24 protein-coding genes are annotated in these 23,145 nt (G+C 60.2%); 12 read left to right on the top strand and 12 right to left on the bottom strand.

All coding sequences use genetic code 11. The features are described 5' to 3' along the window. The 5 genes from JAO29_RS13350 to JAO29_RS13370 form a co-directional block, all read right to left on the bottom strand. A partial coding sequence (locus tag JAO29_RS13350) for a COX15/CtaA family protein (protein ID WP_334268727.1) occupies positions 1-639 on the bottom strand: 639 nt, incomplete at its 3' end. 61 nt (positions 640-700) lie between these two features. Next, on the bottom strand, positions 701-1,555 hold the full coding sequence (gene proC / locus JAO29_RS13355) for a pyrroline-5-carboxylate reductase (protein ID WP_334268728.1): 855 nt from the start codon (positions 1,553-1,555) through the stop codon (positions 701-703). 27 nt (positions 1,556-1,582) lie between these two features. Next, complete coding sequence (locus JAO29_RS13360) at positions 1,583-3,412, bottom strand: DUF885 domain-containing protein (RefSeq protein ID WP_334268729.1); 1,830 nt, start codon at positions 3,410-3,412, stop codon at positions 1,583-1,585. Positions 3,413-3,453: 41 nt separating this feature from the next. After that, positions 3,454-4,422 (bottom strand): sigma-54-dependent transcriptional regulator, encoded by a 969-nt coding sequence (locus JAO29_RS13365; protein WP_334268730.1) that lies wholly within the window; start codon positions 4,420-4,422, stop codon positions 3,454-3,456. Between the two features lie 103 nt (positions 4,423-4,525). Then, positions 4,526-4,951, bottom strand: coding sequence for a BrxA/BrxB family bacilliredoxin (locus JAO29_RS13370; protein WP_334268731.1), 426 nt, complete (start codon positions 4,949-4,951; stop codon positions 4,526-4,528). A gap of 137 nt (positions 4,952-5,088) precedes the next feature. Between JAO29_RS13370 and JAO29_RS13375 the strand changes: the two genes are divergently transcribed. Further along, positions 5,089-6,144, top strand: coding sequence for a UDP-N-acetylmuramate dehydrogenase (locus JAO29_RS13375; protein WP_334268732.1), 1,056 nt, complete (start codon positions 5,089-5,091; stop codon positions 6,142-6,144). 267 nt (positions 6,145-6,411) lie between these two features. Here the strand turns inward: JAO29_RS13375 and JAO29_RS13380 are convergent, their stop codons facing one another. From JAO29_RS13380 to modA, 3 genes are read right to left on the bottom strand one after another with little or no spacing between them, the layout of a single operon-like run. Then, positions 6,412-7,191, bottom strand: coding sequence for an ATP-binding cassette domain-containing protein (locus JAO29_RS13380; protein ID WP_334268733.1), 780 nt, complete (start codon positions 7,189-7,191; stop codon positions 6,412-6,414). Next, positions 7,181-7,867, bottom strand: coding sequence for a molybdate ABC transporter permease subunit (gene modB / locus JAO29_RS13385; protein ID WP_334268734.1), 687 nt, complete (start codon positions 7,865-7,867; stop codon positions 7,181-7,183). The genes JAO29_RS13380 and modB overlap by 11 nt, the downstream gene beginning before the upstream one ends. A gap of 48 nt (positions 7,868-7,915) precedes the next feature. After that, entirely contained in the window at positions 7,916-8,674 is a 759-nt protein-coding gene (gene modA / locus JAO29_RS13390) for a molybdate ABC transporter substrate-binding protein (protein WP_334268735.1), read from the bottom strand. Positions 8,675-8,730: 56 nt separating this feature from the next. Here modA and thrC point away from each other — a divergent pair, with 56 nt between their 5' ends. The 3 genes from thrC to trxA all read left to right on the top strand — a co-directional run bounded on the left by thrC (position 8,731) and on the right by trxA (position 11,822). Further along, positions 8,731-10,128 (top strand): threonine synthase, encoded by a 1,398-nt coding sequence (gene thrC, locus JAO29_RS13395; protein WP_334268736.1) that lies wholly within the window; start codon positions 8,731-8,733, stop codon positions 10,126-10,128. Between the two features lie 141 nt (positions 10,129-10,269). Further along, the gene (gene thrB / locus JAO29_RS13400; RefSeq protein ID WP_334268737.1) at positions 10,270-11,166 is read left to right on the top strand and encodes a homoserine kinase; all 897 of its coding nucleotides are present in this window, start codon (positions 10,270-10,272) and stop codon (positions 11,164-11,166) included. Positions 11,167-11,489: 323 nt separating this feature from the next. Continuing rightward, the gene (gene trxA, locus JAO29_RS13405; RefSeq protein ID WP_334268738.1) at positions 11,490-11,822 is read left to right on the top strand and encodes a thioredoxin; all 333 of its coding nucleotides are present in this window, start codon (positions 11,490-11,492) and stop codon (positions 11,820-11,822) included. A 71-nt stretch (positions 11,823-11,893) separates the two neighbouring features. Here the strand turns inward: trxA and JAO29_RS13410 are convergent, their stop codons facing one another. Further along, positions 11,894-12,433, bottom strand: coding sequence for a hypothetical protein (locus JAO29_RS13410; RefSeq protein WP_334268739.1), 540 nt, complete (start codon positions 12,431-12,433; stop codon positions 11,894-11,896). Positions 12,434-12,570: 137 nt separating this feature from the next. On the opposite strand from JAO29_RS13410, the gene JAO29_RS13415 reads away from it, so the two are divergent. The 7 genes from JAO29_RS13415 to JAO29_RS13445 all read left to right on the top strand — a co-directional run bounded on the left by JAO29_RS13415 (position 12,571) and on the right by JAO29_RS13445 (position 19,613). Continuing rightward, positions 12,571-13,971 (top strand): hemolysin family protein, encoded by a 1,401-nt coding sequence (locus JAO29_RS13415; RefSeq protein WP_334268881.1) that lies wholly within the window; start codon positions 12,571-12,573, stop codon positions 13,969-13,971. Next, positions 13,968-14,915: an ABC transporter permease gene (locus tag JAO29_RS13420; protein ID WP_334268740.1), complete on the top strand. Its 948-nt coding sequence runs from the start codon at positions 13,968-13,970 to the stop codon at positions 14,913-14,915. The genes JAO29_RS13415 and JAO29_RS13420 overlap by 4 nt, the downstream gene beginning before the upstream one ends. Before the next feature lie 151 nt (positions 14,916-15,066). Then, positions 15,067-15,657, top strand: coding sequence for a helix-turn-helix domain-containing protein (locus JAO29_RS13425; RefSeq protein WP_334268741.1), 591 nt, complete (start codon positions 15,067-15,069; stop codon positions 15,655-15,657). Position 15,658: 1 nt separating this feature from the next. After that, positions 15,659-16,246 (top strand): hypothetical protein, encoded by a 588-nt coding sequence (locus tag JAO29_RS13430; RefSeq protein ID WP_334268742.1) that lies wholly within the window; start codon positions 15,659-15,661, stop codon positions 16,244-16,246. A gap of 120 nt (positions 16,247-16,366) precedes the next feature. Then, positions 16,367-17,785 (top strand): flotillin family protein, encoded by a 1,419-nt coding sequence (locus JAO29_RS13435; RefSeq protein ID WP_334268743.1) that lies wholly within the window; start codon positions 16,367-16,369, stop codon positions 17,783-17,785. A 61-nt stretch (positions 17,786-17,846) separates the two neighbouring features. Beyond that, positions 17,847-18,521, top strand: coding sequence for a PspA/IM30 family protein (locus JAO29_RS13440; protein ID WP_334268744.1), 675 nt, complete (start codon positions 17,847-17,849; stop codon positions 18,519-18,521). A 312-nt stretch (positions 18,522-18,833) separates the two neighbouring features. Then, on the top strand, positions 18,834-19,613 hold the full coding sequence (locus JAO29_RS13445; RefSeq protein ID WP_334268745.1) for a hypothetical protein: 780 nt from the start codon (positions 18,834-18,836) through the stop codon (positions 19,611-19,613). Positions 19,614-19,716: 103 nt separating this feature from the next. Here the strand turns inward: JAO29_RS13445 and JAO29_RS13450 are convergent, their stop codons facing one another. The 3 genes from JAO29_RS13450 to JAO29_RS13460 all read right to left on the bottom strand — a co-directional run bounded on the left by JAO29_RS13450 (position 19,717) and on the right by JAO29_RS13460 (position 21,779). After that, the gene (locus JAO29_RS13450) at positions 19,717-20,232 is read right to left on the bottom strand and encodes a metallophosphoesterase family protein (RefSeq protein WP_442886389.1); all 516 of its coding nucleotides are present in this window, start codon (positions 20,230-20,232) and stop codon (positions 19,717-19,719) included. After that, a complete protein-coding gene (locus JAO29_RS13455; protein WP_334268746.1) occupies positions 20,177-20,650 on the bottom strand; it encodes a hypothetical protein in 474 nt (157 codons plus the stop codon). The genes JAO29_RS13450 and JAO29_RS13455 overlap by 56 nt, the downstream gene beginning before the upstream one ends. 295 nt (positions 20,651-20,945) lie before the next feature. Beyond that, on the bottom strand, positions 20,946-21,779 hold the full coding sequence (locus JAO29_RS13460) for an ABC transporter permease (protein ID WP_334268747.1): 834 nt from the start codon (positions 21,777-21,779) through the stop codon (positions 20,946-20,948). Positions 21,780-21,835: 56 nt separating this feature from the next. Between JAO29_RS13460 and JAO29_RS13465 the strand changes: the two genes are divergently transcribed. After that, on the top strand, positions 21,836-23,125 hold the full coding sequence (locus JAO29_RS13465) for a glycosyltransferase WbuB (protein WP_334268748.1): 1,290 nt from the start codon (positions 21,836-21,838) through the stop codon (positions 23,123-23,125). Positions 23,126-23,145: the final 20 nt, after the last annotated feature.

Here is a 23,145-nt window from a genome sequence, read left to right on the forward strand (position 1 = left end):
CGCCGTCAGTGAAGGCGAAGGGAAGAGCGTATCCGCCAGGGCTGCTACCGCGCCCGTCGCGCCTACGATCAACGTTGACACAGCCGCTGTCCATGCTGGCCATGCCAGTGCTTTGACGGAACCTCTTGGCCTCTCCTGTCCGTCTGAACTGCTCAGCCACCACGCAGTCAGCCCGAGCGCCGCCAGCAGCATCATCGTGTTCGTAAAATGAATAGACTGCATGGTGACGCGTGCCGTCGAGATGTTGTGTTCGACGTACCCCCCCAGCACCAGCACGGCGCCAAGCAGCGCTTCCGTGACCAGGAAGAACACAGAAGCCATCGCACTTCTTCGCGTGCGATCGCCTTTCTGAGTCACCCTGAAGGTCCACACGGCAAGCGCCACCACCAGGACGGTGCATACTCCGGTCATCGAGCGATGAGCAAACTCAATGATCGTTGCCAGTCGAGGGTGATGAGGAAAAAAATCCCCATTGCAGAGTGGCCAGCGATCCCCGCATCCTGCCCCGGAGCCCGTGGCGCGGACGATGGCTCCCCACAGAATCACGAGGATGTTGTACCCCACCACACCCCACGCGAAGGCCTTCAGCGAACGCGAGTGTTGTCTCACTGGAACCGCGGAGGTCGATGCTGTCGCCATTGCTCCATTCTACGACCCTGTCGTGCCTTGAGCGTTATTACGGTCCAGCGCGTAGGCAGGCTTAGCCGTTCGCCAGTTCCCGCGCCCGCTGCGTCGCCCGCTTAACCGCTTTGATCAGAGTCACCCGGAGGCCGCCCTCCTCCAACTCAAGAATGCCGTCGACGGTACAGCCTGCAGGTGTAGTAACCGCATCCTTCAGCAGCGCGGGATGATAGCCGGTCTCGAGCACCATGCGGGCCGAACCCAGTGTCGTCTGTGCCGCCAGCAGCGTCGCCACGTCCCGTGGAAGACCTACGTTCACGCCTGCCTCGGCCAGCGCTTCGATGATGATGTACAGGAACGCCGGTCCCGATCCTGAAAGTCCCGTCACCGCATCCATGTGCTTCTCATCGACGACGACCGTGCGGCCTACCGTCTGGAAGATCCGCTGTGCAATGGCCATCTGTTCTTCCGAGACGAATCTCCCTGCGCATAGCGCCGTGATACCTGCCGCCAGCATCGCCGGAGTATTGGGCATCGCGCGAATCACTGCCAGGTCACATCCCGCACCATCTTCGATGCTGCGCGTCTTCACCGACGCTGCAATCGATATCACTACCTTCGACGGCGAGAGCGCCGGACGAATCTGCTCTATGAGTGCGGGCACCTGGACTGGCTTCACGCCCAGCAGGATCACGTCTGCCTGGCTGGCCGCGGCAAGGTTATCGGTCGTCATCTCGATGCCGTACTGCACCGAGAGCGCCTGTGCCCGCTCCGGATGATGGACCGTAGCAAAGATCTGTTCCGGGCTCAGCAGGTTGTTCTTCAGGAATGCCTGCAGCAGGATCCCGCCCATCTTGCCTGTACCTAGAATCGCCACCCGCAGATGGGGCATCGCCGGGGCCGGCGCTGTCAGTTCATACGTTTCTTCGCTCATCTCAAAAGGCTACCAGACCTCGCCTCTTTACTTCTGTTTGGCGGCGATCCATGTATCCACTTGCTTCGCCAGAACATCCATCGGCAGTGCTCCGGAATCCAGAACTACATCGTGGAACTGCTTCAGATCGAACTTCGGTCCCAGCGCCGCCTTGGCCTTCTCCCTCAACTCCAGGATCTTCAGCTGCCCCATCTTGTATCCCAACGCCTGTCCGGGCCATGCGATGTACCGGTCCACCTCCGCCTGGATATCCGACTCGTCAATCGAGGAGTGCTGATGGAAGTAATCCACCATCTGCTGGCGGGTCCAGTGCTGGGAGTGAACGCCGGTATCGACCACCAGGCGGATCGCGCGCCATATATCCGCCTGCAGCCTTCCGTAGTCGCTGTAGGGGTCCTGGTACAACCCCAGGTCTTTGCCAAGCCTCTCGCTGTAAAGTCCCCATCCCTCCGTGTAGGCGGTGAAGTACTCCTGCTTGCGAAACTCGGGCAGGCCTGTGAGCTCCTGCGCGATAGAGATCTGTAGATGATGTCCGGGAATTCCCTCGTGGTACGAGACGGCCTCGACCGTCGCCAGCGACCGGTCTGCGAAGTTGTAGGTGTTGACGTACACACGTCCCGGCCTCTTTCCATCCTGGCTCCCCGGGTTGTAGTACGCCGGAGCCTGCTCCTTCTCGATGTACGCAGGAACTGGAAGAACCTCAAGCTTCGCCTTTGGCAGCGTTCCAAACAGCTCCGGCAGCTTGGGCTGCATCCTTGCGATGTAGCCTTTGTACGCGTCCAGCAGAGCCTCTTTCGACGTCGGATGAAGTTTGGGATTCGTCTTCATCGCGGCGTTGAAGCTTTTGATGTCGTTGAACCCGAGCTTTTTGGCGATTGCCAGCATCTCGGTCTCGTCGCGCTTCACCTCATCCAGGCCAATCTGGTGAATCTCCGCCGGACTCTTGTCCTCGGTCGTGCTTTGACGAACCCGGAACGCATAGTAGGCATCGCCGTCCGGCAACGCCCATACGCCTGGATCCTTGCGTCCCGCGGGAACGTACTGCGCCTTTAGAAACCGCGCAAATCTCTGGTAGGTGGGAAGCACGGTCGTGCTGATCGCCTCCAGCATCTCTTCGCTGATCCGCTTGCGGTCTGCCGGACTGATGCTGGGGGGAAACTTCTTCAGCGGCTGCGCAAAGGGGCTGTCATCCGGCTTCTGCGAGCCTATCGTCTCTGTCTGGGTGACTACCTTCTCCAGCAGATAGGCTGGCGGAACCCTGCCTTCATCCATCCCCAGCTGCATGTCAGTCATGTTCTGCGAGAACACCGTCGGAATCTTCTTCAGTCGGGTGATGTAGTCGTCATAGTCCTTCACCGTGTCGAAGGACAGGCTGCTGACGAGCTGAACTATATCTGTATGGAAGCCGGAGAACTGGTTGACCGGCATCTCCCACTCCTTGAAGCGTGCTGCCTCCTGCGCGTCGGTCAGATCCCGCACCATCAGGTCCCGCGACAGAATTTCCTGCGGCTTCAACCCGGTAACGTCGATCTCGCCCAGGCTATCGAGAAAGACGCGGCCCCGCTCCAGCGAAGCGTTGACCGCTTTCACGGAATAGTCGCTCCACTGGTCGTTGTAGCGCTTGTCCCCCAGGAACGAGGCAAACTCCGGCGAATGTTTCAGACGATCCTGCCAGATGTCGTTCAGCAGGGATGCCAGCGCCTTGCTGCGTTCCTCAACTGTCTGCGGAGCCTTCGCCGTCGTCGGTGGGCCCAAGGGTCCATACTGCGCCTGCGCGCTACCTGTGGCGAAGCCACCCCATGCCAATACCAAAACTCCAGCCGCAACCCGGGCCCCAGCCAACAGATATTTCTCCATGCACACTCCAGACAACACACGTAAGTGTATCGTGCGGGCCCTCAGCTGCGCTCCTGCGGCATGCTCCCGGAAGTGCATCCTTCCAGCATCCGGTAGAGCGTCGACCGGCTGATTCCGAGCACCTCAGCGGCCTTCACTTTGTTGCCGGAACACTCCCGCAGAACGCGAAGGACGTGACGATCGACCACCTCCTGCAGCCGCATCGGCGGCTCTCTATATCTCATCTCCTCAATCGCCAGCACCGTTCCAGTGTTCTTCACAAGCGCCGCCAGATCATGCGTCGCCACAGCCGTGCCCTCACATTGCAGAACCGCGTTGTGCACGACGTTCTCAAGTTCGCGTACGTTGCCTGGCCACTCGTGTTCCAGCAGCAACGGCATGGCGTCGGGCGCGATCGTGCGTATCGATCTCTTGTATCGGGATGCAAATCTCCTGACGAAGTAGTCTGCGATTGCCGGGATATCGTCCGTTCGCCTGCGCAGAGGTTCCAGCGGAATCTCCACCATCGCGAGCCGGTGGTACAGGTCGGAGCGAAACAGGCCCGCCGCAGCCATCACTCTCAGATCCTGGCTGGTCGCCGCAATCATCTTCAGGCCGGACCGTTGATCCAGCATCTCCAGCAGATCCTTCTGCGCGACCGGAGACATCTCGTCGATCCGGTCCAGGAAGAGAATCCGATCCTGCGCGGCTTGTCCGGATGTCAGGCCGCGGTCGACGTTTCGCTCACCTCCGCCCAGCCGCCCGGCATGGATCATCCTCAGGGGCATGGCAGCTCGATCGCTCTTCGCATGCAGGGCTCTGGCGACGAGTTCTTTTCCCGTGCCGATCTCGCCTCGCACCAGGACCGTGCGGAAGTGCGGTCCGATGCGTTCGATCTGCAGCCGCAGGCGTTGCATCGGCATGCTGTCGCCCACCAGCTCCGGAGCGTCCCCCGTTGCTGCGGCATCGCGATAAGAGCTGCCCGGATCAGCCGGCCGGCTATCTTCAGACAAAGAGCCGTAGAAGGTCATGTTACTTACATCTATCGGCGAGTCTGCTCGTACGATGAGGCCAAAAACACGAAGAGCCGGACACCGGGACGCACCCGCTGTCCGGCTCCTCAAAAGCGAAGACTTACGCCGGTGTCGTCGCGCAGTAGGTATCGAACGCGCGCGTCAGTTCCTGCGCAATCGCCGGTGCCGTCGAGGTCTCGATGGCAGACCGCTGCATCAGGTAAACCAGCTGGCCATCGCGCAGAATCGCAATCGCCGGCGAGGTCGGCGGATGTCCGCCGAAGTAGCTGCGTGCCTTCTCCGTCGCTTCGCGATCCTGTCCCGCGAAGACGGTTACGGAATGGTCCGGCTTCGTTGTGTGCTGCATCGCCAGCCGAACGCCGGGACGCATCTTACCCGCCGCGCATCCGCAGATCGAGTTCACCACAACCATTGTGGTTCCGGACTCCGCAATCGCCGAATCGACCTCAGCTGCCGTGCGAACCTCTTTCAGGCCCGCGCGTGTCAGTTCCTCGCGCATCGGAATAACCATAATCTCTGGATACATAAACTCTCCCCCTTGAAGATCGCTCAACCTGAACTCGGTGCATACGTTCTTCTCTCTTCTATTGTACCGATGCTCGCGAAATCACGTCATCCTGCCCCGCCTTCGCCTTTGTTCCCCGCCTGATGTACCCTCAACCCGTGCAGCAGAACCCGCTCGAAATCCAACAGCACATCTCCCTGGCACCCTTCACCACCCTTCGCATCGGTGGTCCGGCCCGCTTCTTCGCGGAGATCCGCACGGAAGCTCAGCTCCTTGAAGCTGTCGCCTTCGCTCGCGACCAGTCCCTGCCGATCTTCGTGCTGGGCGGAGGCAGCAACCTGCTCGTCTCTGACTCCGGCTTCAATGGCCTCGTCCTCCACATCGCGCTCGACTGGCCTGTTACCTCCTCGCGCGATCAAGATTGGCTCCTGTACACCGTTCCTGCCGGCGTCGAGTGGGACCCCTTTGTCCTCTCCATCTGCGAGCAGGGAATCAGCGGCATCGAGTGCCTCGCCGGAATTCCCGGCACCGTCGGCGGAACCCCGGTCCAGAACGTGGGCGCCTATGGCCAGGAGGTCGCCGAAACCATCGCCAACGTCCATGCCCTCGACCTGGAGAGCACCAGCTTCGTCACCCTCGCCAACGCCGAGTGCGGCTTCGCATATCGCCGCAGCCTCTTCAACACCACCCATCGCGGCCGCTACATCGTCACCGGCGTCACCTTTCGCTTCGACCCCGCGCGCAAGCCTCACCTGACCTACGCCGATCTCACCCGCCACTTCGGGCAGACTCAGCCCACGCCGCTCGAGGTCTACCACGCCGTTCGCGAGATCCGCCACGGCAAGGGCATGCTGATCGTCGAGGGCGAACCGGACAGCCGCAGCGCCGGCTCCTTCTTTAAAAACCCCATCGTCGCCCCGGAGACTCTCGCGCACGTAGCCTCAGCCCTCGATCTCGCGCCGGACAAGATCCCGCATTGGCCCGCCGAGGGCGACCGCATCAAGCTTCCTGCCGCGTGGCTGCTCGAGCGTGCCGGCTTCACCCGGGGCTACGCCATGGGCAACGCAGGAATCTCCTCCCGCCACACCCTCGCCCTCATCAACCGCGGCAACGCCACCGCCGCCGACATCTTCGCCCTGCGCTCCGCTATCCAGCACAAGGTGAAGAACCTCTTCGGCATCCATCTCGAACAGGAGCCAGTCCAGCTCGGGTAACCTCCGACCCAGCCTCACACGCGCCTCTCAAAAAGGGCGTCATTCTGAGCCGAAGGCGAAGAATCCCTGTATTTTGCCCGCACAGCCACAAATATCCGGGGCATCCTCAAACAAGAAAGAAACGATTCCTCAAAACAAAGTGTCATCCTGAGCGAAACCTCTCGCGGCTTTATCGCGAGAGGTGAAGTCGAAGGATCTGTGGTTTCTTCGAAGGATCTGCGGTCTAGTTCCTTCCGCCAGACCGCACCCACTTCCAATCAACCAGCCTCAACGCCCCATCCGAAGCCGCTCCAGCATCCTCCGCCGTTCCTCCGCCAGCACCTGCTCGACCGGCCCTTGATCTACCACCTGACCCTCTGCAATCCGGATCACTTGCGCATCCAGCAGAAAACACTCCCCAGCATCGTGAGAGACCGAAAGCACCGGAACCTTCCACTGCCTTAGCCAATCGCGCAGCAGGACCACCAACTCATCCCGCAGAACGGAATCCAGTCCGGCAAACGGCTCATCCAGCAGAAGCAGCGGTTTGCCCGCGCCACCATAAGCAATTGCCGCTGCCACCGCGCGGGCGACCGAGACCCTTTGCCGCTCACCTCCACTCAGCCCGTCCACCTTGCGGCGGGCGAGCGTCGTCAGCCGCATCTTTTCCATAACCTCCTGTAGCACCTGCTGCTCATCTTCAGGATGTGAACCCCACTGCACCCCATAGGCGACATTCTGCTCGACTGTCATATTAGGAAATAGCCGCGCCGTCTGCGCCGCACTGCGGACCGGTCGCAGATGCGGCGGAACGAAGATCCCCTCCTGCATATCGACTAGGATCTCTCCCTTTGGACCACAGGTGATCCGTGCCTCATCGGGCCGTACAAATCCTGCAATCGCCCGCAGCACCGTCGTCTTCCCGCTTCCCGACGGTCCGAACAGTACCGTCCAGGGCTGCGTCAGGCAGAACGCCACGTCGAGCGACACCCCACCCACGCGATGCTTCAGCCGCACCTCCAGCAAACTATCGGGCAGCACGCTACCTGGCAGCAGCCTATCGGACAACGTCGGCCTGCCTTCCATCGCTCCTGCGCGTACTCGGCAGCAGATAGATCACCACCAGCGCGATCATCGAAAACCCCACCAGCGCCAGTGCGGTCCGGTTCGCTGCTGCGTAGCTACCCTCCTCCACCAGGTCATAGAGTGAGATCGACAGCGTTCGCGTCGCTCCCGGAATGTTGCCGCCCAGCATCAGCACCACCCCGAACTCGCCCACCGTATGAGTAAAGGCCAGGACCGCACTTGTCAGCAGGGAAGCCCGTGCCATGGGCAGGACGACCGAAAAGAATACCCGCGCAGGCGCTGCTCCCAGGCCCGCCGCAGCCTCGATATATCCCCGGTCGACGGCTTCAAATCCCGCTACCAGCGGCTGCACGGCAAACGGCAGACTGTACAGAGCCGACCCGATCAGCAATCCTCCAAAGCTGAAAGCCAGAGGATGACCCGCAAGCCGTATCAGCAGTCGTCCCGGAGCCGTAAGAGGTCCCATCACGATCAGCAGGTAGAATCCCAGAACTGTCGGTGGAAGTACGAGAGGCAAAGCCACCGCAGCCTGCGCCATCGCCCTGCCCACCCCGCGCCCCGACGCAATCCACCATGCCAGAGGCAGTCCCACCAGCATCAGGATCGCAGTCGTGCTCGCCGCCAGCCGCAGGGTTAGCCAAAGCGCTTCGAAGTCCATACAGCGCAAGTCTACACAGCGCCATGCACTTGCAGGTCTGATCCCGTGCTACCGGACCGGATCCAGACCCATCTTCGCAAGGCTCGCCTGTACCTCGGGTTTCAGCAGCCAGTCCAGAAAGGCATGTGCCTCCGTCCGGCGATCGGAGTTCTTCATCACCACCGCACATTGCATGATGGGCGTGTAAGTCGAGCGGGGCACCCGCACGATCGTTCCCTCTGTCTGGAACTTGGGGCTGCTGGCCGCTGTCAGCGAGATCAGTCCCAGCTGCGCGTTCCCCGACTCCACAAACTGCGCCGCCTGCCCGATGTTCTCTGCAATCACCAGGTGCGGCTTCACCGTGTCGTACATCTTCAGCCGCTTCAGCGCCGCGACCGCCGCCTGTCCGTAGGGAGCATGCAGGTCATTCGCGATCGCCACCGACTTCACCCGCTTGTCCGTCAGCGAGTCCAGGCTGATCGGCTGCAGGGGAGAATCCTTCCTGGCCCACAGAACCAGCGTTCCCCGCGCATACTCCGTTGGCGCCCGGCTATCGGCCATTCCCGCCGCCACAACCTTCTCCGGGTAGACAAAATTCGCCCCCAGAAACAGGTCCATCGGCGCGCCGTTGATAAGCTGCGTTGCCAGGTTGCCGGATGAGCCGTAACTGACTAAAAGCTTCACACCGGTTACGCGCTCATACTGCTCCGCCAGCTTCGGCAGGACCGGCTGCAGGTCCGCCGCCGCGGCCACCCGGATCTCTTTCTTTCCCTGCGCAGCCACCGAAGAGACCGGTGCCAGCAGGCAAGCCATCAATCCCAGGCTCATCCAGAGGCGCTGAGCCTTTGGCTGAGTCAGCCGAGTACGATACCCTAGCAGAAACCATGAAAGTCGCGACACATCAGCTCCGATGCACAGAGTGCGGCGCCAGAATTGCCGGCAGCGCTGTCAATAGCATATTCCGTTGCCCCGGTTGCAACGGTCTCTATGACGTTGTTTACCCCTGGTCCTCCACGCCTTACGGCGATACCCCGGACTCTGGCAGCAATCTTCCCAACGTCAGCGCCCTTCGCTGGCTCTGGCAGGAACGCCGCACCTCGACTCTCGCGATCGATCAGTCCGGAGTCTGGCGCTACCGCGACCTCTTCCCGATCCTCGAAGACCTCGATAACGTCGTCACCCTGCGCGAAGGCAACACCCCGCTCTACGATCTTCCGCGCGCGTCCAAAGCGCTCGGGCTCGACTCGATCCAGGCGAAGCATCAGGGAATGAACCCAACGGGTTCCTTCAAGGACACCGGCATGACCGCCGCCCTCTCCGTCGCCAAGGAGCGCGGCTTTGAGTGGGTGGCCTGCGCCTCCACAGGAAACACATCCGCAGCCATGGCCGCCTATGCTGCCCGCGCCGGTCTGCGCTCCATCGTCTTCATCCCTGAGGGCAAGATCGCCTGGGGCAAGCTCTCCCAGTCCATGGACTACGGTGCACTCACCGTTCAGCTCCGCACCGACTTCGATGGCTGCGTCCGCGTCCTCACCGACCTCGTCACCCGTTTCCCCATCTACCTGCTCAACTCCGTCAATCCATACCGGCTCGAAGGCCAGAAGACCCCCGCCTTCGAGTTGCTCGAGCAGCTGGAGTGGCAGGTTCCCGAGCACATCATCGTTCCCGGCGGAAACCTGGCCAACGGCTCCGCACTCGCCAAAGGGTTCTCCGAGATGCATCACCTCGGCCTCATCGCTCGCGTACCCAAGGTCAGCATCATCCAGGCCGAGGGAGCCAATCCGCTCTACCGCACTCTCTGCGAGAACAACGGCGAGGAGCTCATCCCGGTCAAGGCCAACACGCGCGCGACCGCCATCCGGATCGGCAACCCCGCCTCCTGGCGTAAAGCCCTCCGCGCTCTACGGACGACCGGCGGCTGGTGCGAGCAGGTCTCCGAGCAGGAGATCGCACTCGCGAAGGCCGAGATCGGCTTTGAAGGCATCGGCTGCGAACCGGCCTCCGCGGTCACTCTCGCTGGGCTCAAGAAGCTCGTCGCGCAAGGAAAGATCGGCAGGGAAGAGCGGGTTGTGCTGGTCCTCACCGGGCATACTCTCAAGGACTCCACCTACACCATCGACTATCACCGCGGGGAGCTGTTTACCGCCGAAGAGAGCGCCGAGATCTCACCTGCCGACCAGCTGCTGCACACCGCCCTTCGCAAGCCGCCCATCGTCCTCGAACCCGATACGGACACCGTCTTCCGGGAGCTCGAGTCGCAGATGAAGCTGGTCCACGCATAAAGCCGTAGAACAGCAGTCATGGTTTGCCCTCGGCTCCTGTGTCACCCTTGGGCCCGGTCCGGCGCATAATGCGTCAGGCTGGGCCCAACAAATCTGCTACTCGCTCACTTGTGCTCAACAGATCGCGCCTGGACCGGATAAATGAACTCATCGTCGTTTCACCTTCGTCTTCCTGCCACCTCCGCTAATCTCGGCCCCGGCTTCGATGCGCTCGGCCTCGCGATGGCACTCTACCTCACCATCGACGCACAGATCGCAAGTACCGGAAGCTTCCAGATCGAAGCTGCGGGACGCGATGCGGACGCCTGCTCCTCCGTTGAAGACAACCTCATCCTTACGACCTACATGGATGTCATGGCGAACGTCGGGAAGCTGTCGCCCCGTCTCTCTCTCAAGCTGGATAACCAGATCCCTTTGGGCATGGGGTGCGGGTCCAGTGCTGCCGCTCTCCTTGCCGGAGTGCTGCTCGCCAACCACTTCGGCCAGCTCAACTGGTCCCGGCAGCAGATTCTTGAAGAAGCGTGCCGGCGCGAAGGGCATCCCGACAATGTCGCAGCCTGCCTGTTGGGTGGAATGACTGTCTCTTCCATGCAGAAAAGTTCAGTTATTACTGCAACGTACGAGCAGAACCTGAAGTGGAACCTTCTACTTGCGCTTCCTTCGGCGAGTCTCTCCACCAGCAAAGCCCGGGCCATGCTCCCGACGCACTACTCGCGGGAGGACGCAGTTCTGAATATCCAGGCGACAGCTCTACTGGTCTCGGCTTTTGCCCTCCTACGGGGAGATCTCCTCGCCTCCGCCATGGAGGATCGTATCCATCAGCCCTATCGAATGAACGCGTGTCCCTTGCTGCGGCGATTGTTGCCGCTCGCCGGAACCCCAGGAGTTCTCGGTGTCGCGCTCAGCGGCGCTGGCCCTTCTGTTCTCCTCATCACGGAAGGTTCCTCCTCCGATCTTCTTCCCCGCATCCGGGAGGCCGCTCAAGATCCTCAGATCGAGGTGGTTGAGACGTCGATCGCGGGCGGGGTCGAGTTCTAAGTCTTGATGCATGGAAAGTAACCACAACCCGCGTTACTTAAGATTTCTTTACCTTCCGTATTGATTTGACGTACCTTGAGCGAGTGAGCAGTTCTGGGGAGGGCTGCTACGCCGCCCGTTGACCCCTTTCGTGAGGGGTCCGGGCGTTTCCCATCTAAGGCGTGTATTTCCTCTCGCGTTGGAAATGTCTGGCGGTCAGACCTGATTTTCCTGAACTGGTCGACCACATTTGAAACCACAAAGGCGTTTCCGCATCTATTATTGTGAAGGTTGCTCGGCCAGCTAGGGTGGCAATCGCATGAGCATACTTGGGAGGAAGATACATGGCAGGTCAGTTCGTAACAGAAGTCAGCGACTCGAATTTTGAGAAGGACGTCCTTCAATCGGAGCAGCCCGTACTCGTGGATTTTTGGGCAGCCTGGTGTGGACCGTGTCGCGCACTCGCTCCCGTCGTGGACGAGGTGGCCAGCCATTATCAGGGCCAGCTTAAGGTGATGAAGATGGACGTCGACGCCAACACCGCGACCCCGATGCGCTATGGCATCCGCGGAATTCCTGCGCTGCTTCTCTTCAAGGATGGCAAGGTCGCCGACCAGATCGTTGGCTATGTCCCGAAGGACACCATCGACAAGTCCGTCACCAAGGTTCTTGCCTAACAACTTCGTTTCTGCAGAAACCGACGGTCCGGCACTCAACCAGGTGCTGGACCGTTCCTTTTAATGAATTTCTACTGCCCAATTGCATCGATCAACAGAAGCGGACTCGGCGCAATACGGCATCTGGTCCCTGCCGGTGCACTCCATCTGTTTCCGTTCGCGTACTCAATGGATCTCAGATCAATGGCGCTTATCGCTGCGAAGTGTCGCAACGTAAGCTCTGTCATGGCGTTCCCGCCGCCTGAAATATCGACCTTAATGGCGTAGACCTTCGAAAGCTCTGAAGAACTGCTCCCACCGGCAGGAATCAAATGGGGTGTAGCGTCGAAACCGTGGACGACGACGGCGGCAGCGACAATCTCCGTCTGACGCCGATTCAGCCAGCTAAGTCGCAGCTGCTGCGCAGGTTCCTGAGGCTGTCCGTTCGTGGCGATTATCACGGGCATACCATTTCGTTGTGCCTGCAGGCCGACGGGGCAGGTATCCGCCATCATGCTTAGTGTTGGAACCCCAAGCGCGTGCTGAGTCATCGTCTGAGACAACAGGTTCGGGGACAAGGTCAAACCCGTACCGCAGAGAAGGGCCGTGAAGAAGAAGCGATGACGCCACATGGGAGGCCTCCGGCTTGAGATTCATCCGGCTCCACGATACTCCCAGCAGATCACCACAGCAATCGTCCTTTTGCCTGGCTGCTCCGGCGCTGGGTATGGCTTTGTTCGATCTCCCGAACCGTTACACTTGTCATCAAATGCTTGAGTGGATCCTCTTTCGCGTGATTCTGGTGGCCTTCTTCATCCTGGCCAGCAGTTTCTTCGTCGCGGCCGAGTTCGCCCTGGTCAGCGTGCGCGAGACCCGGATCCAACAACTGATCGCCCACGGCCGCCCCGGAGCGGTGACCGTCCTCAAGCTCAAGCACACCATCGATGAGTTTCTGCCAGCCGTTCAGCTTGGCGTGACCCTCGCATCCCTGGCTCTCGGCTGGATCGGCGAGCCCGCCGTCGCCGACGTTCTTCTGCGTTTTGCCGGGGACTGGCTTCACGAGCTCCCGCCCAACGCCGCCGTATATGCCCACTCCGCGGCAGTCCTGATCGCCTTCGCCCTGATCACTTATTTTGAAGTCCTTCTGGGAGAGCTCGTACCCAAGTCCCTCGCTCTGCAGCGCACCGAGCGCATCGCGCTGGCCGTCGCCGGCCCGATGGACGCCTTCATCCGGATCACCCGTCCCATTGTGCGCCTGATGAACTCCTCGGCGGCTCTCGTCCTCCGTCTCTTTCGGGCCCCTCTGCGTGGCGAGGGCGGCGTCCACTCGCCCGAAGAGCTCAAGCTCATCGCCACCGCCACCCGTCGCATGGGCCTGCTCCCCGCAGTTCAGGAAGAGATCATCCATCGCGCCATCGAGCTGAACTACGTCGTCGTCCGCGAGATCATGACACCGCGCGGAAAGATCTTCTCCCTGCCCGCCGATATGCCGGTCGAGCAGGCAAGCGCCCGCATCGTAGAGGAGCAGCACTCCCGGATCCCCGTCTACGACCCCACCAGCCCCGGAACCGACAACATCATCGGCATTGTCTACTCCAAGGACGTCTCCCGCTTCATGCACCTGCGCTCCGTCTCGCTCACCCTTGGAGGCCGCGGTCAGTCCGGGCTCACCCTGCGGCACATCATGCGCAAGCCGACCGTCGTCCCCGAGACCAAGCTCGCTATCGAGCTCCTGCAGGAGTTCCAGCAGAACCGCCGCCAGATCGCCATCGTCGTCGACGAGTTCGGCTCCACCGTCGGCCTCGTCACCGCCGAAGACATCCTCGAGCAGATCGTCGGCGAGCTTGATGACGAGTTCGACGTCACCCGCTCCGCCCTTCCCAGCGCCACCGGAGTCATGTCGCTCGACGGCTCCACCTCCCTCCGCGACCTCCGTACCCAACTCCACTGGGAGTTCCCCCGTGAGGCCGGAGTCGAGACACTGGCCGGCTTCCTTCTCGCCGAGCTGGGCCACATCCCAGTCCCCGGCGAGAGCGTCGAGCACGATGGCAGACGCTACACCGTCGCCGAGATGACCGGCCACCGCATCAGCCGCATCAACGTGGAATCCGTTAGCGCTCCCGTCGACTTCGTTCCCTTCGAAGAAGAGAGCAGGGAAGCCACTCAATGACTCGCTCCACCGTCTGGCGTCCGCTCCGGCGCGTCCTCCTTACCTTGCCTGTTCTCTGGGTGGTGGTCTCTGTCGTCTTCCTGCTCATCCATCTCGTTCCCGGCGATCCCATCGTGCAGATGCTCGGTGAGGGAGCCACCGCCTCGGACATCGACGCCCTCCGCCATGCCTATGGCCTCGACGCTCCTCTCCTCCAGCAGTACACCCACTACTGGCACGGAATTCTGCACGGCAACCTCGGCCAGTCGCTGCGCCTGCACGACTCCGTCACCCACCTCATCCTGCAGCGTTATCCCTACACCCTCGCGCTCACCCTCACCGCCCTCGTCATTGGAGTCGCTACCTCCATCCCGGCGGGAATCGCCTCCGCGCTCCATCGCAATCGCTGGCAGGACCGCAGCCTCGGCGTCCTCTCACTGGTCGGGCTGTCGTTTCCCAACTTCGCGCTCGGACCCATCCTCATCCTCATCTTCTCCATCTTCCTCGGCTGGCTCCCCGTCTCGACAGCGGGCAACGGTGGCGCCGGAGACTTCCTGCTGCACCTGATCCTTCCCGCCATAACCCTCGGACTCTCTCTCGCCGCCGTCCTCACCCGCATGGTCCGAACCGCCATGCTCGAAGAACTCGGTCAGGACTACATTCGCACCGCACGAGCCAAAGGGCTTCCCGAGCGCACCGTCGTCTACCGGCACGCCCTGCGCAACGCCCTGATCCCCGTGCTTACCGTCATCGGCCTCCAGTTCGGCTCGCTGCTCGCAGGAGCCATCGTCACCGAGACCATCTTCAGCTGGCCCGGAATCGGTCGCCTCACCATCTCCGCGATTTACAACCGCGACTACGCGCTCGTCCAGGGCTGCATCCTCGCCGTCGGCCTCACCTATGTCGCCGTAAACCTGCTGACAGACATCGCCTACACCGTCGCCAATCCCCGCATGCGCATGTAGCTATAGAAGTAGAAACCAGCAGCAACTCCACACCGCACCGCTCCACGAAATCGTAAGGGTGCTCTGGATTTTTGTTGCTTCGTATTACATATTGCGATATAAATATTTCAATTTGTAATAAGGCGAAAAGGATGCCGCCTGAGAAGCAATCATGAGACTCGCCGATAAAATTCGCTACCTCCGCGAAGTGGAAGGAAATCTTCGCGGCCTGGGGCGGGCGATGACGCAGCAGGAGCTCGTGGGAGCGATCCAGGCGGAAAACGCCTCCAGCAGAACGTCCACCGGCACCATCAGTCAGTCGTATCTTTCCCAGATCGAGAGTGGTGCGCGCCCGCATCTGACCAACACCACCCGCCTGCTTCTGGCCAGGTTCTTTAAGGTTCACCCGGGCTATCTGGTGGACGACCCGGAAGGCTATCAGGCAGAGCTGCTGTCGGACGTCCGTAACACGGAAGACAAGCTGGACCTCTGGCTCGTGGGCGGGGCTGAGCGATTTCGACGCGACCCGGCCCTGTGCCAGGCTCTGCTCGCGCTGGCAAATCACGGAGATTCGCGGCGTTGCCTGCTTTTGATGGAGGCAATCATCGCAACACCGTCGCTGCTTGACCGTCTTCTGGATGCTCTACGTCCTCCGGCAATACTTGCTGGTACAGGCGCCGCAGACCTCAATGCGTCAGGAGACTCAAAAACAACGCCATCAATACGCACGAGGCGTAGGAGCGCAGAACCTAAGCGTAAATAACATGTCTACCTTCTTCATCATCACTTTTGCGACCGGACTGATCCTGAGCCTTCTCTCGGTAGTAGGAGGATTTGGACACTTCCACCTCGGTCATCTTCATCTCGACCATCCCATAGCTCATGGCCATGGGCCGCACGGAGGCGGGCACAATGCAGGCATATCGTCCGTCAATGCGTTCACCGTTCTCGCATTCCTCACATGGTTCGGCGGTGTGGGCTATCTGCTTCATCGATCCGCCGCATTTCCTCTGTCGGTCGTGCTCGTACTCGCCGTTGTCAGTGGATTCGCCGGTGCAGCACTGCTTTGGGCAACCCTCTTCAAAGTCCTGCTTCCCCACGAGCGTGTGCTGGATGTGGCCGATACCGAGATGGGAGGTGTGCTCGCCCGGGTGAGCAACGGCATACGCGCCGGCGACGGCGTCGGCGAGATCATCTTCTCGCAGACAGGTGCGCGAAGAGCTTCAGCTGCTCGCAGCGAAGATGGCCATGCCATCGACCGGGGCGTTGAGGTGGTCGTCATTCGTTATGAGCGAGGCGTGGCCTATGTGCGGCGCTGGGACGAGGATGCAAACACCGACCTTCCGTCATAGGGTTCATAAATTGTCTCGCTCCTCTTCGGCTGCCCTCTTGCCAGGGCTTTCCCCCGCCGCTGACTGGTTCTGTGGCAAGCAGCGTACAGGTATTACGTCCACTTAGGACAAAGGATCGGTATGTCGAACTCGATTGTGCTGATTGTAGGTTTGCTGGTTCTCGGGACACTGGCCTTGGGGCTTTTGATGGCGAAGATGTTTCGCAAAGCAGGTCCCAATGAGGCCATCGTGGTGTATGGATTTCGCGGACCACGCGTCATCAAGGGCGGAGGCGCGGTCATCTTCCCCATGGTTGAAAACTCGCGACAGCTGTCCCTCGAGCTGATGAGCTTCGATGTCGCTCCGCAGCAGGATCTCTATACAAAACAGGGAGTGGCGGTTACCGTAGAAGCCGTCGCCCAGATCAAGGTGCGCTCGGACAAGGAATCCATCCTCACCGCCGCCGAGCAGTTTCTCACCAAATCGCCAGACCAGAGAGAAGGCTTGATCCGCCTGGTGATGGAAGGTCATCTGCGCGGCATCATCGGTCAGTTGACGGTCGAGCAGATTGTCAAAGAGCCCGAGATGGTCGCCGATCGTATGCGCTCGACCTGTATGGACGACATGAGCAAAATGGGTCTGGAGGTAATCTCCTTCACTATCCGCGAAGTTCGCGACAAAAATGAATACATCACGAACATGGGGCGGCCTGACGTCGCCCGAATCCGTCGCGACGCCGAGATCGCCGCAGCCGAGGCCGAGCGCGACACCGCAATCCGTCGCGCAGTCGCTCTCCGTGAAGCTGCTGTCGCCAAGGCAACCGCGGATCAGGAGAGAGTGATCGCCGAGACAGCTTCGCTGGCAAAGCAGGCCGAGGCGCAACGAGATCTCGATATTCAGAAAGCGCAGTTCACTGAGGCGGCCCGCCGTCAGGAGGCTCAGGCCGACAAAGCCTATGAGTTGCAGACCAATGTCATGCAGCAGAAGGTCGTGGCCGAGCAGGTTCGTGTCCAGCAGATCGAAAAGCAGGAGCAGGTAAAGGTCCAGGAGGCGGAGATCCTGCGGCACGAAAAGGAGCTGATCGCGACCGTGCTCAAGGGATCGGAGATCGAGCGTCAACGGATCGAGAACATCGCAAATGCGGAGCGTGCTCGCATCACCATGGAAGCAGAAGGTCGCGCCGCCTCCATCAAGCTGCAGGGTGAGGCCGAGGCCAACATCATCTTCCAGAAGGGCGAAGCCGAGGCCAAGGCGATGAACGTCAAGGCCGAGGCCTACCAGGAGTGGTCGCAGGCGGCCGTGGTCGACAAGCTGATCTCAAACATGGCCGAGGTCGTCCGTGCGATGTCCGAGCCGCTCAGCAAAGTGGACAAGATCACCATCGTTTCGACTGGAGCGGACGGAACGACCGGGGCAAGCAGAATGACTGGCGAGATGACGAAGATCGCCGCTCAGGTTCCGGCGTTGTTCGAAGCCCTCTCCGGAATGAAACTGGAGGATCTGATGTCCAACGTCAAAGCCATGAAGCCCCGCGATGGCGGTAACGGCTTGAGTGCTTGATGTTGGCACGGCGCGGAGAGTTCCGCGCCGTGCGTCTTTTCAAACAAGCAAGGAGGATGATATGCCGCTGCTGGAACGTGTAGGAACGTTATTGCGATCGAACTTGAACGATCTTCTTGAGAGAGCTGAGGATCCGGAAAAACTATGCAAACAGCTTGTCCTCGATATGGAGAATCAGCTGATGCAGGTGAAGACGCAGGTAGCGATGGCCATCGCGGACCAGCATCTCCTGAACAAAAAACGGAAAGAACACGCAGATGCGGCAGCGGACTGGCGGCGCAAGGCCGAGATCGCGGTCGAAAAGCAGAAGGATGATCTTGCTCGTGCGGCGCTGGAAAGAAGCCTGCACAACGAGCAATTGGCAGCAGGGTTCTCCCAGCAAATAGAAGATCAGACCGCGGAGACGGAGTTGCTTCGGAATGCTTACCAGCGGCTGGAACGCAAACTGACAGAGACGCGAAGTGCGTGCGAGATGTTGATCGCGCAGAATCGGCGTGCTCGCGCTACCGTGAAAGCGAATGCGGCGCGTGGAGCGGCACTGGGCCAGAAAGATGCCGCCGTTGCCCGGCTGAAGGATAGCGTCGCCCGGATGCAGGCTTCAAATGCAGCAAGCCACATACTCCTCGAGACGGATAGCGTGGAGGACCGGATCGGTACTCTGGAAAGGGAAGAAAAGATCGAAACCCTGTTGCGTGAGCTGAAAGAGCGCCATCCCCTGCTCAGCAAGGGTTCGTAGCTTTCCAATCTGATTCATGTCCATTCCATAAACGGGGGATAACTTGTCGAGCCATGGCCCCGTATACCTCTCTTCATGGCCGTCGCTGGTGGTCTGGATATATTCTTTTTGCTTTGTCTCGGCCTATTCGGCCAGACAAAAATCCCTCACGAAGTCGCTACAGCTTCGGACAGCCAAATCCGCAAGCCTGTCATGTCGGACGTGAATGTAACGAATTCTCCAGATGTGGATGCGTCTGTCCTATGCGCTCTTGTGCAGGCGGGGAACAATCCACTCTGTTATCAGGGCCAGCTACCTCCCAGTGGAGAAGCATTGACACCTAAGCTTCTAGTAGCCTCTCAGAACCTCGGCTCCTTACCAAGGGGCTCCAGGCATCTCGCAGACGAGCGACTCGAAGTTGTTAAACCCGACCACACCATCGCACTCGCGACGGAGTACAGGCTCAGGATTCATTTGCAAGGTCCGGCGGTCACCGGGATAGCCACATCGCAGTGGCAATATCTAGGTGACAAACGCCTTACTTATCATCTCAATGACAGTAACCACGTCCAAAACGTACTCACAGATGACCAGGGTCCGTACATCAGCGTGATTCCGAGAGCACTAGGTAAATCGGAATTGCGCATCCTGGTCATGTTTTCAGATGGCGGATTTGCGGACAGAAGAGTGGAGTTCGATGTGCAACCCGGCCAGCGCCAACCAGCGAAACTTATCGTGGGAACACAAGGAGAGCCTAACAGGAATGCAGGCACAATTGCTGCAGTTCTGAATGACAACCCAGACTCGCCAAGGGTGAAACGGTCGCAGGTTTTGGAATTAAGTACAACCTATCCTGACCTGACCGGAAGGTTCGAAATAAAGCCAGAGTTTGCCTCGTTTTCCGTGAGAAGTTCCAAGCTCGCACCTGTCCTTCGGATTGAGCCCTCTACTGGTCGCGTCATACCTCTCGATACCGGCCACGCAATTGTGACCACGAATTTCCAAGGGGTGACAAACCGCACCTGCATCATGGTGGGAAGGGAGGGAGCAATGCATGCCGAACGTCCAGGATGCCGCGATCTCTTGGAGGACGGCGAAAAGATAGATCACTAGAGCGGTGTGCCCATTCATGCAGCCCCGCGCATGAGTGGGTCATCGCGAACGCGCGATCCTTCCACTATTGCCCGAACATCCTGCATCTCCGAAGCGGGATTCTTTAAATCGGCAACTCCACAACCCGAGCCTCTGCCCCGGCCTCTCCCAACGTCACCAGGGCCACGCTCACCGGTAGCTTGAACCGCCGCGGCCCCGCACTCCCGGGGTTCAGGTACATCACACCGTTCTTCCGTTCGATCCCCGGCTTGTGCGAGTGCCCGCTGACCACCACATCTACCTGCGCCGCCCTGGGATCGATATCGAGGTCGTGCACCGAGTGCACCAGGTAGAACAGCTTGCCACCCAATTCCAGCGCCTCGGTCGCGGGTAGCAGGGAACACTCTCCCCGAACATCCACGTTGCCGCGAATCGCCGTCACCGGAGCGATCTCCCGCAGAGACTCCAGGATCCCGGCCTCCCCCACATCGCCCGCGTGCAGAATGTGCTCGCACTCAGACAGGGCCAGCAGAGCCTCTGGCCGCAGCAGTCCGTGCGTGTCTGAGATCACTCCGATCAGCATGTCAGGCGAGCCGAAGACTCGCGAGTGAGGCAACGTGTTGGCTCTGAGTGGGATCATGACTGCGGTCAGGGTCGATCCGCAGCTCGAGAGCGGTCACTCCGTTCAGCTCCACCTTCAGGTCCTCAAGCTCCTCGGTCGCGCCGTTTGGCGAAAAGTTCCACTGCTGCCGCACGATCTCACGCAGCTCGTTGTCGACAAGTGCCAACAGCCAGAACTCCTGGCTGCGCTCGGAGGCGCGATCGACGAAGTGCAGTTGAATCCGCCGGATGGTCTGCGGTTGATCGAACAGAATTCTGATCCGCTGCGGTCCCGGCGCGGAGGCCCGCCATCCGGTCGGGGTCTTACCCAGCGCGTGCTCAATGGGAAACGCCGGATCCTCGGAGCTGATCTCCACCGACGCAATCTTCTCCAGCTCCAGCCATGCATCCGACTCCGGCTGACCATTCACATTCTGCGAGACCACAATCTTCCGCATCTTCACCCCCGAATCGACAACAGCGTCTTAACATCGGCAAGGATACCCGAAACTCCAGCTACGTCGGGAACGGCGCTCCTTCGTGTCGGTCAAATAGTTAAAGCATGTCAAGCGATATCGGCTATAAATTGCTGATATTGAAATAGACATTTGTGCCGAATTTGTATCGCCCTGTTCGCTACACTGGAGATGGTAGTTAAACGACGGAAGCAGGCGAATCGTTAAGCATGAGGTCCGGACCTATCTCACCTGTTTCCAAGATTTTGCGCGATATCAGGGGGGTGGGTGCCCCTCCTCATATTCCCACCCGTAGCCGCGTTCTCGGATCCATGTAATCACGCAGGGCGTCCCCGATGAAGTTGAACGAAAGCACGCACAGCATCACTGCCATCGCCGGGAAGAAGACCATGTGCGGAGAGTCGAAGAGGTGCGACCGGGCATCGTTCAGCATCGACCCCCAGCTCGCTGCCGGTGGCGGAATTCCCAGCCCAAGGAAGCTCAGGGTCGCCTCTGCCATGACAGCCGTCGCCATCCCGATCGCCGCCTGTACGATCAGCGGCTGAAGGATGTTCGGAAGAACGTGACGGCTCAGGATGCGAAGGTCGGAGGCTCCCAGCGCCCGGGCAGCCTCTACAAACTCGCGCTCCTTGACCGCCATCACCTGTCCTCGGACCAGCCGCGCATATCCGACCCATCCCGAGATCGCGAGCGCGATAATCACGTTCCAGAGCCCGGGACCCATGAAGGCGACAAACGCGATCGCCAGCAGAATCCCCGGCAGTGCCAGAAACGCGTTCATCACATAGATGTTGATGAAGGTGTCGATCCAGCCGCCATAGAATCCGGCGACGCATCCGGCGACCAGGCCGAGGGCGAGCGACAGACCGACGACGCAGACCGCAACGATCAGAGAGATTCGCGCCCCGTAGAGCGTGCGTGAGAGGATGTCACGCCCCAGCTCGTCAGTCCCAAACCAGTGCGCGGCGTTCGGACCGACCAGACGCCCATGCAGATCGAGAGCAGCCGGATCCTGTGGCGCCAGCCACGGGGCAAACAACGCGCTGAACAAAAACAGCGCTAAAAGACAGACTCCAATCGCCGCCAGCGGCTGCTGACGGATTCGGCTCAACAAATCTTCCACTCCTCCAGAATGAAGGCGCAGCCGCCCTGAGGCAAGAAGTAATCTTGTGGAACATTCGCTTCGGTAAACTGCCTTCAGTGCGAATCCTCATCTACGGCCTCAATTACTCCCCAGAGCTGACCGGCATCGGAAAATACACCGGCGAGATGGCATCCTGGCTGGCCGCGCGCGGACACGAGGTTCGTGTCGTCACCGCGCCGCCTTACTACCCCGCCTGGAGCATTCGCGAAGACTACCGCGGCAGATTCTACCGGACAGAAAGACGCACTGGAGAGCCGCTGGTCTATCGCACCCCGCTATATGTTCCGACAAAGCCGACTGGAATTAAGCGGATGATGCATCTGTTCTCTTTTATGATCGGAAGCCTTCCGGTCATGCTGCGTCAGTGCTTCTGGAACCCCGATATCGTCTTCACGGTCGAGCCGACCTTCTTCGGCGCTCCTTTGGCTCTTCTGGTTGCGCGGGCGACGGGAGCTGAGTCGTGGCTGCATGTGCAGGACTTCGAGGTGGACGCTGCCTTTGATCTGGGACTGTTGCCAGCAGACGGCCCCGTGCACTCCTTTGCGCTGGGACTCGAAAGTTTCTTTACAAAGGCTTTCACTCGCGTCTCGAGCATCTCCCACAAGATGGTTGAGCGAGCGGAAGCCAAAGGCGTTCCGGTCCAGCAGGTGGTCCTTTTTCCGAATTGGGTGGATGTTAGTTCCGTCTTTCCGCAGGATTCCTCCCGGCCCAACACATTCCGTCGCGAACTGGGCCTCGAAGGTAAGATCGTTCTGCTTTACTCCGGCAATATGGGAGCAAAGCAGGGACTAGAACTATTGGCTCCGCTGGCCTCTTCCTTCGAGTCCGATCCCCGGGTCCATTTCGTTTTCTGCGGTGACGGAGCGTTCCGGCCGACCTTGGAGATGCTCGTTCGAGATCGCTCCAACGTGACGCTGCTTCCGTTGCAGCCGCTGGAGAGATTGAATGATCTGCTGAACGCCGCGGATATCCACCTGCTTCCCCAACGCGCCGGGGCTGCCGACCTGGTGATGCCTTCCAAGTTGACCGGAATGCTCTCGAGCGGCCGTCCGGTCATCGCAACGGCAGACGAAGGAACTCAGGTAGCGCGGGTCGTGAGTGGGGACGCCGCCGGACAGGCATGTGGCCTGGTGGTTCCGGCTGAAGATCCTTCTGCGCTGCACGGCGCAGTCGATCGCCTGGTGCAGGATGCAGCGCTTCGGTCGGCGTTAGGCGACAACGCACGGCGTTATGCAGTGAAACACCTGGGACGCCAGCAGGTTCTTGAGCAATTCGAAAAAGATATAAAAGGTCTGGTTACAGAGATCGGCTAAACTGATGCAGACCCGCAGAG

The organism is Edaphobacter sp. HDX4, assembly GCF_036877565.1.
GTDB lineage: Bacteria > Acidobacteriota > Terriglobia > Terriglobales > Acidobacteriaceae > Edaphobacter.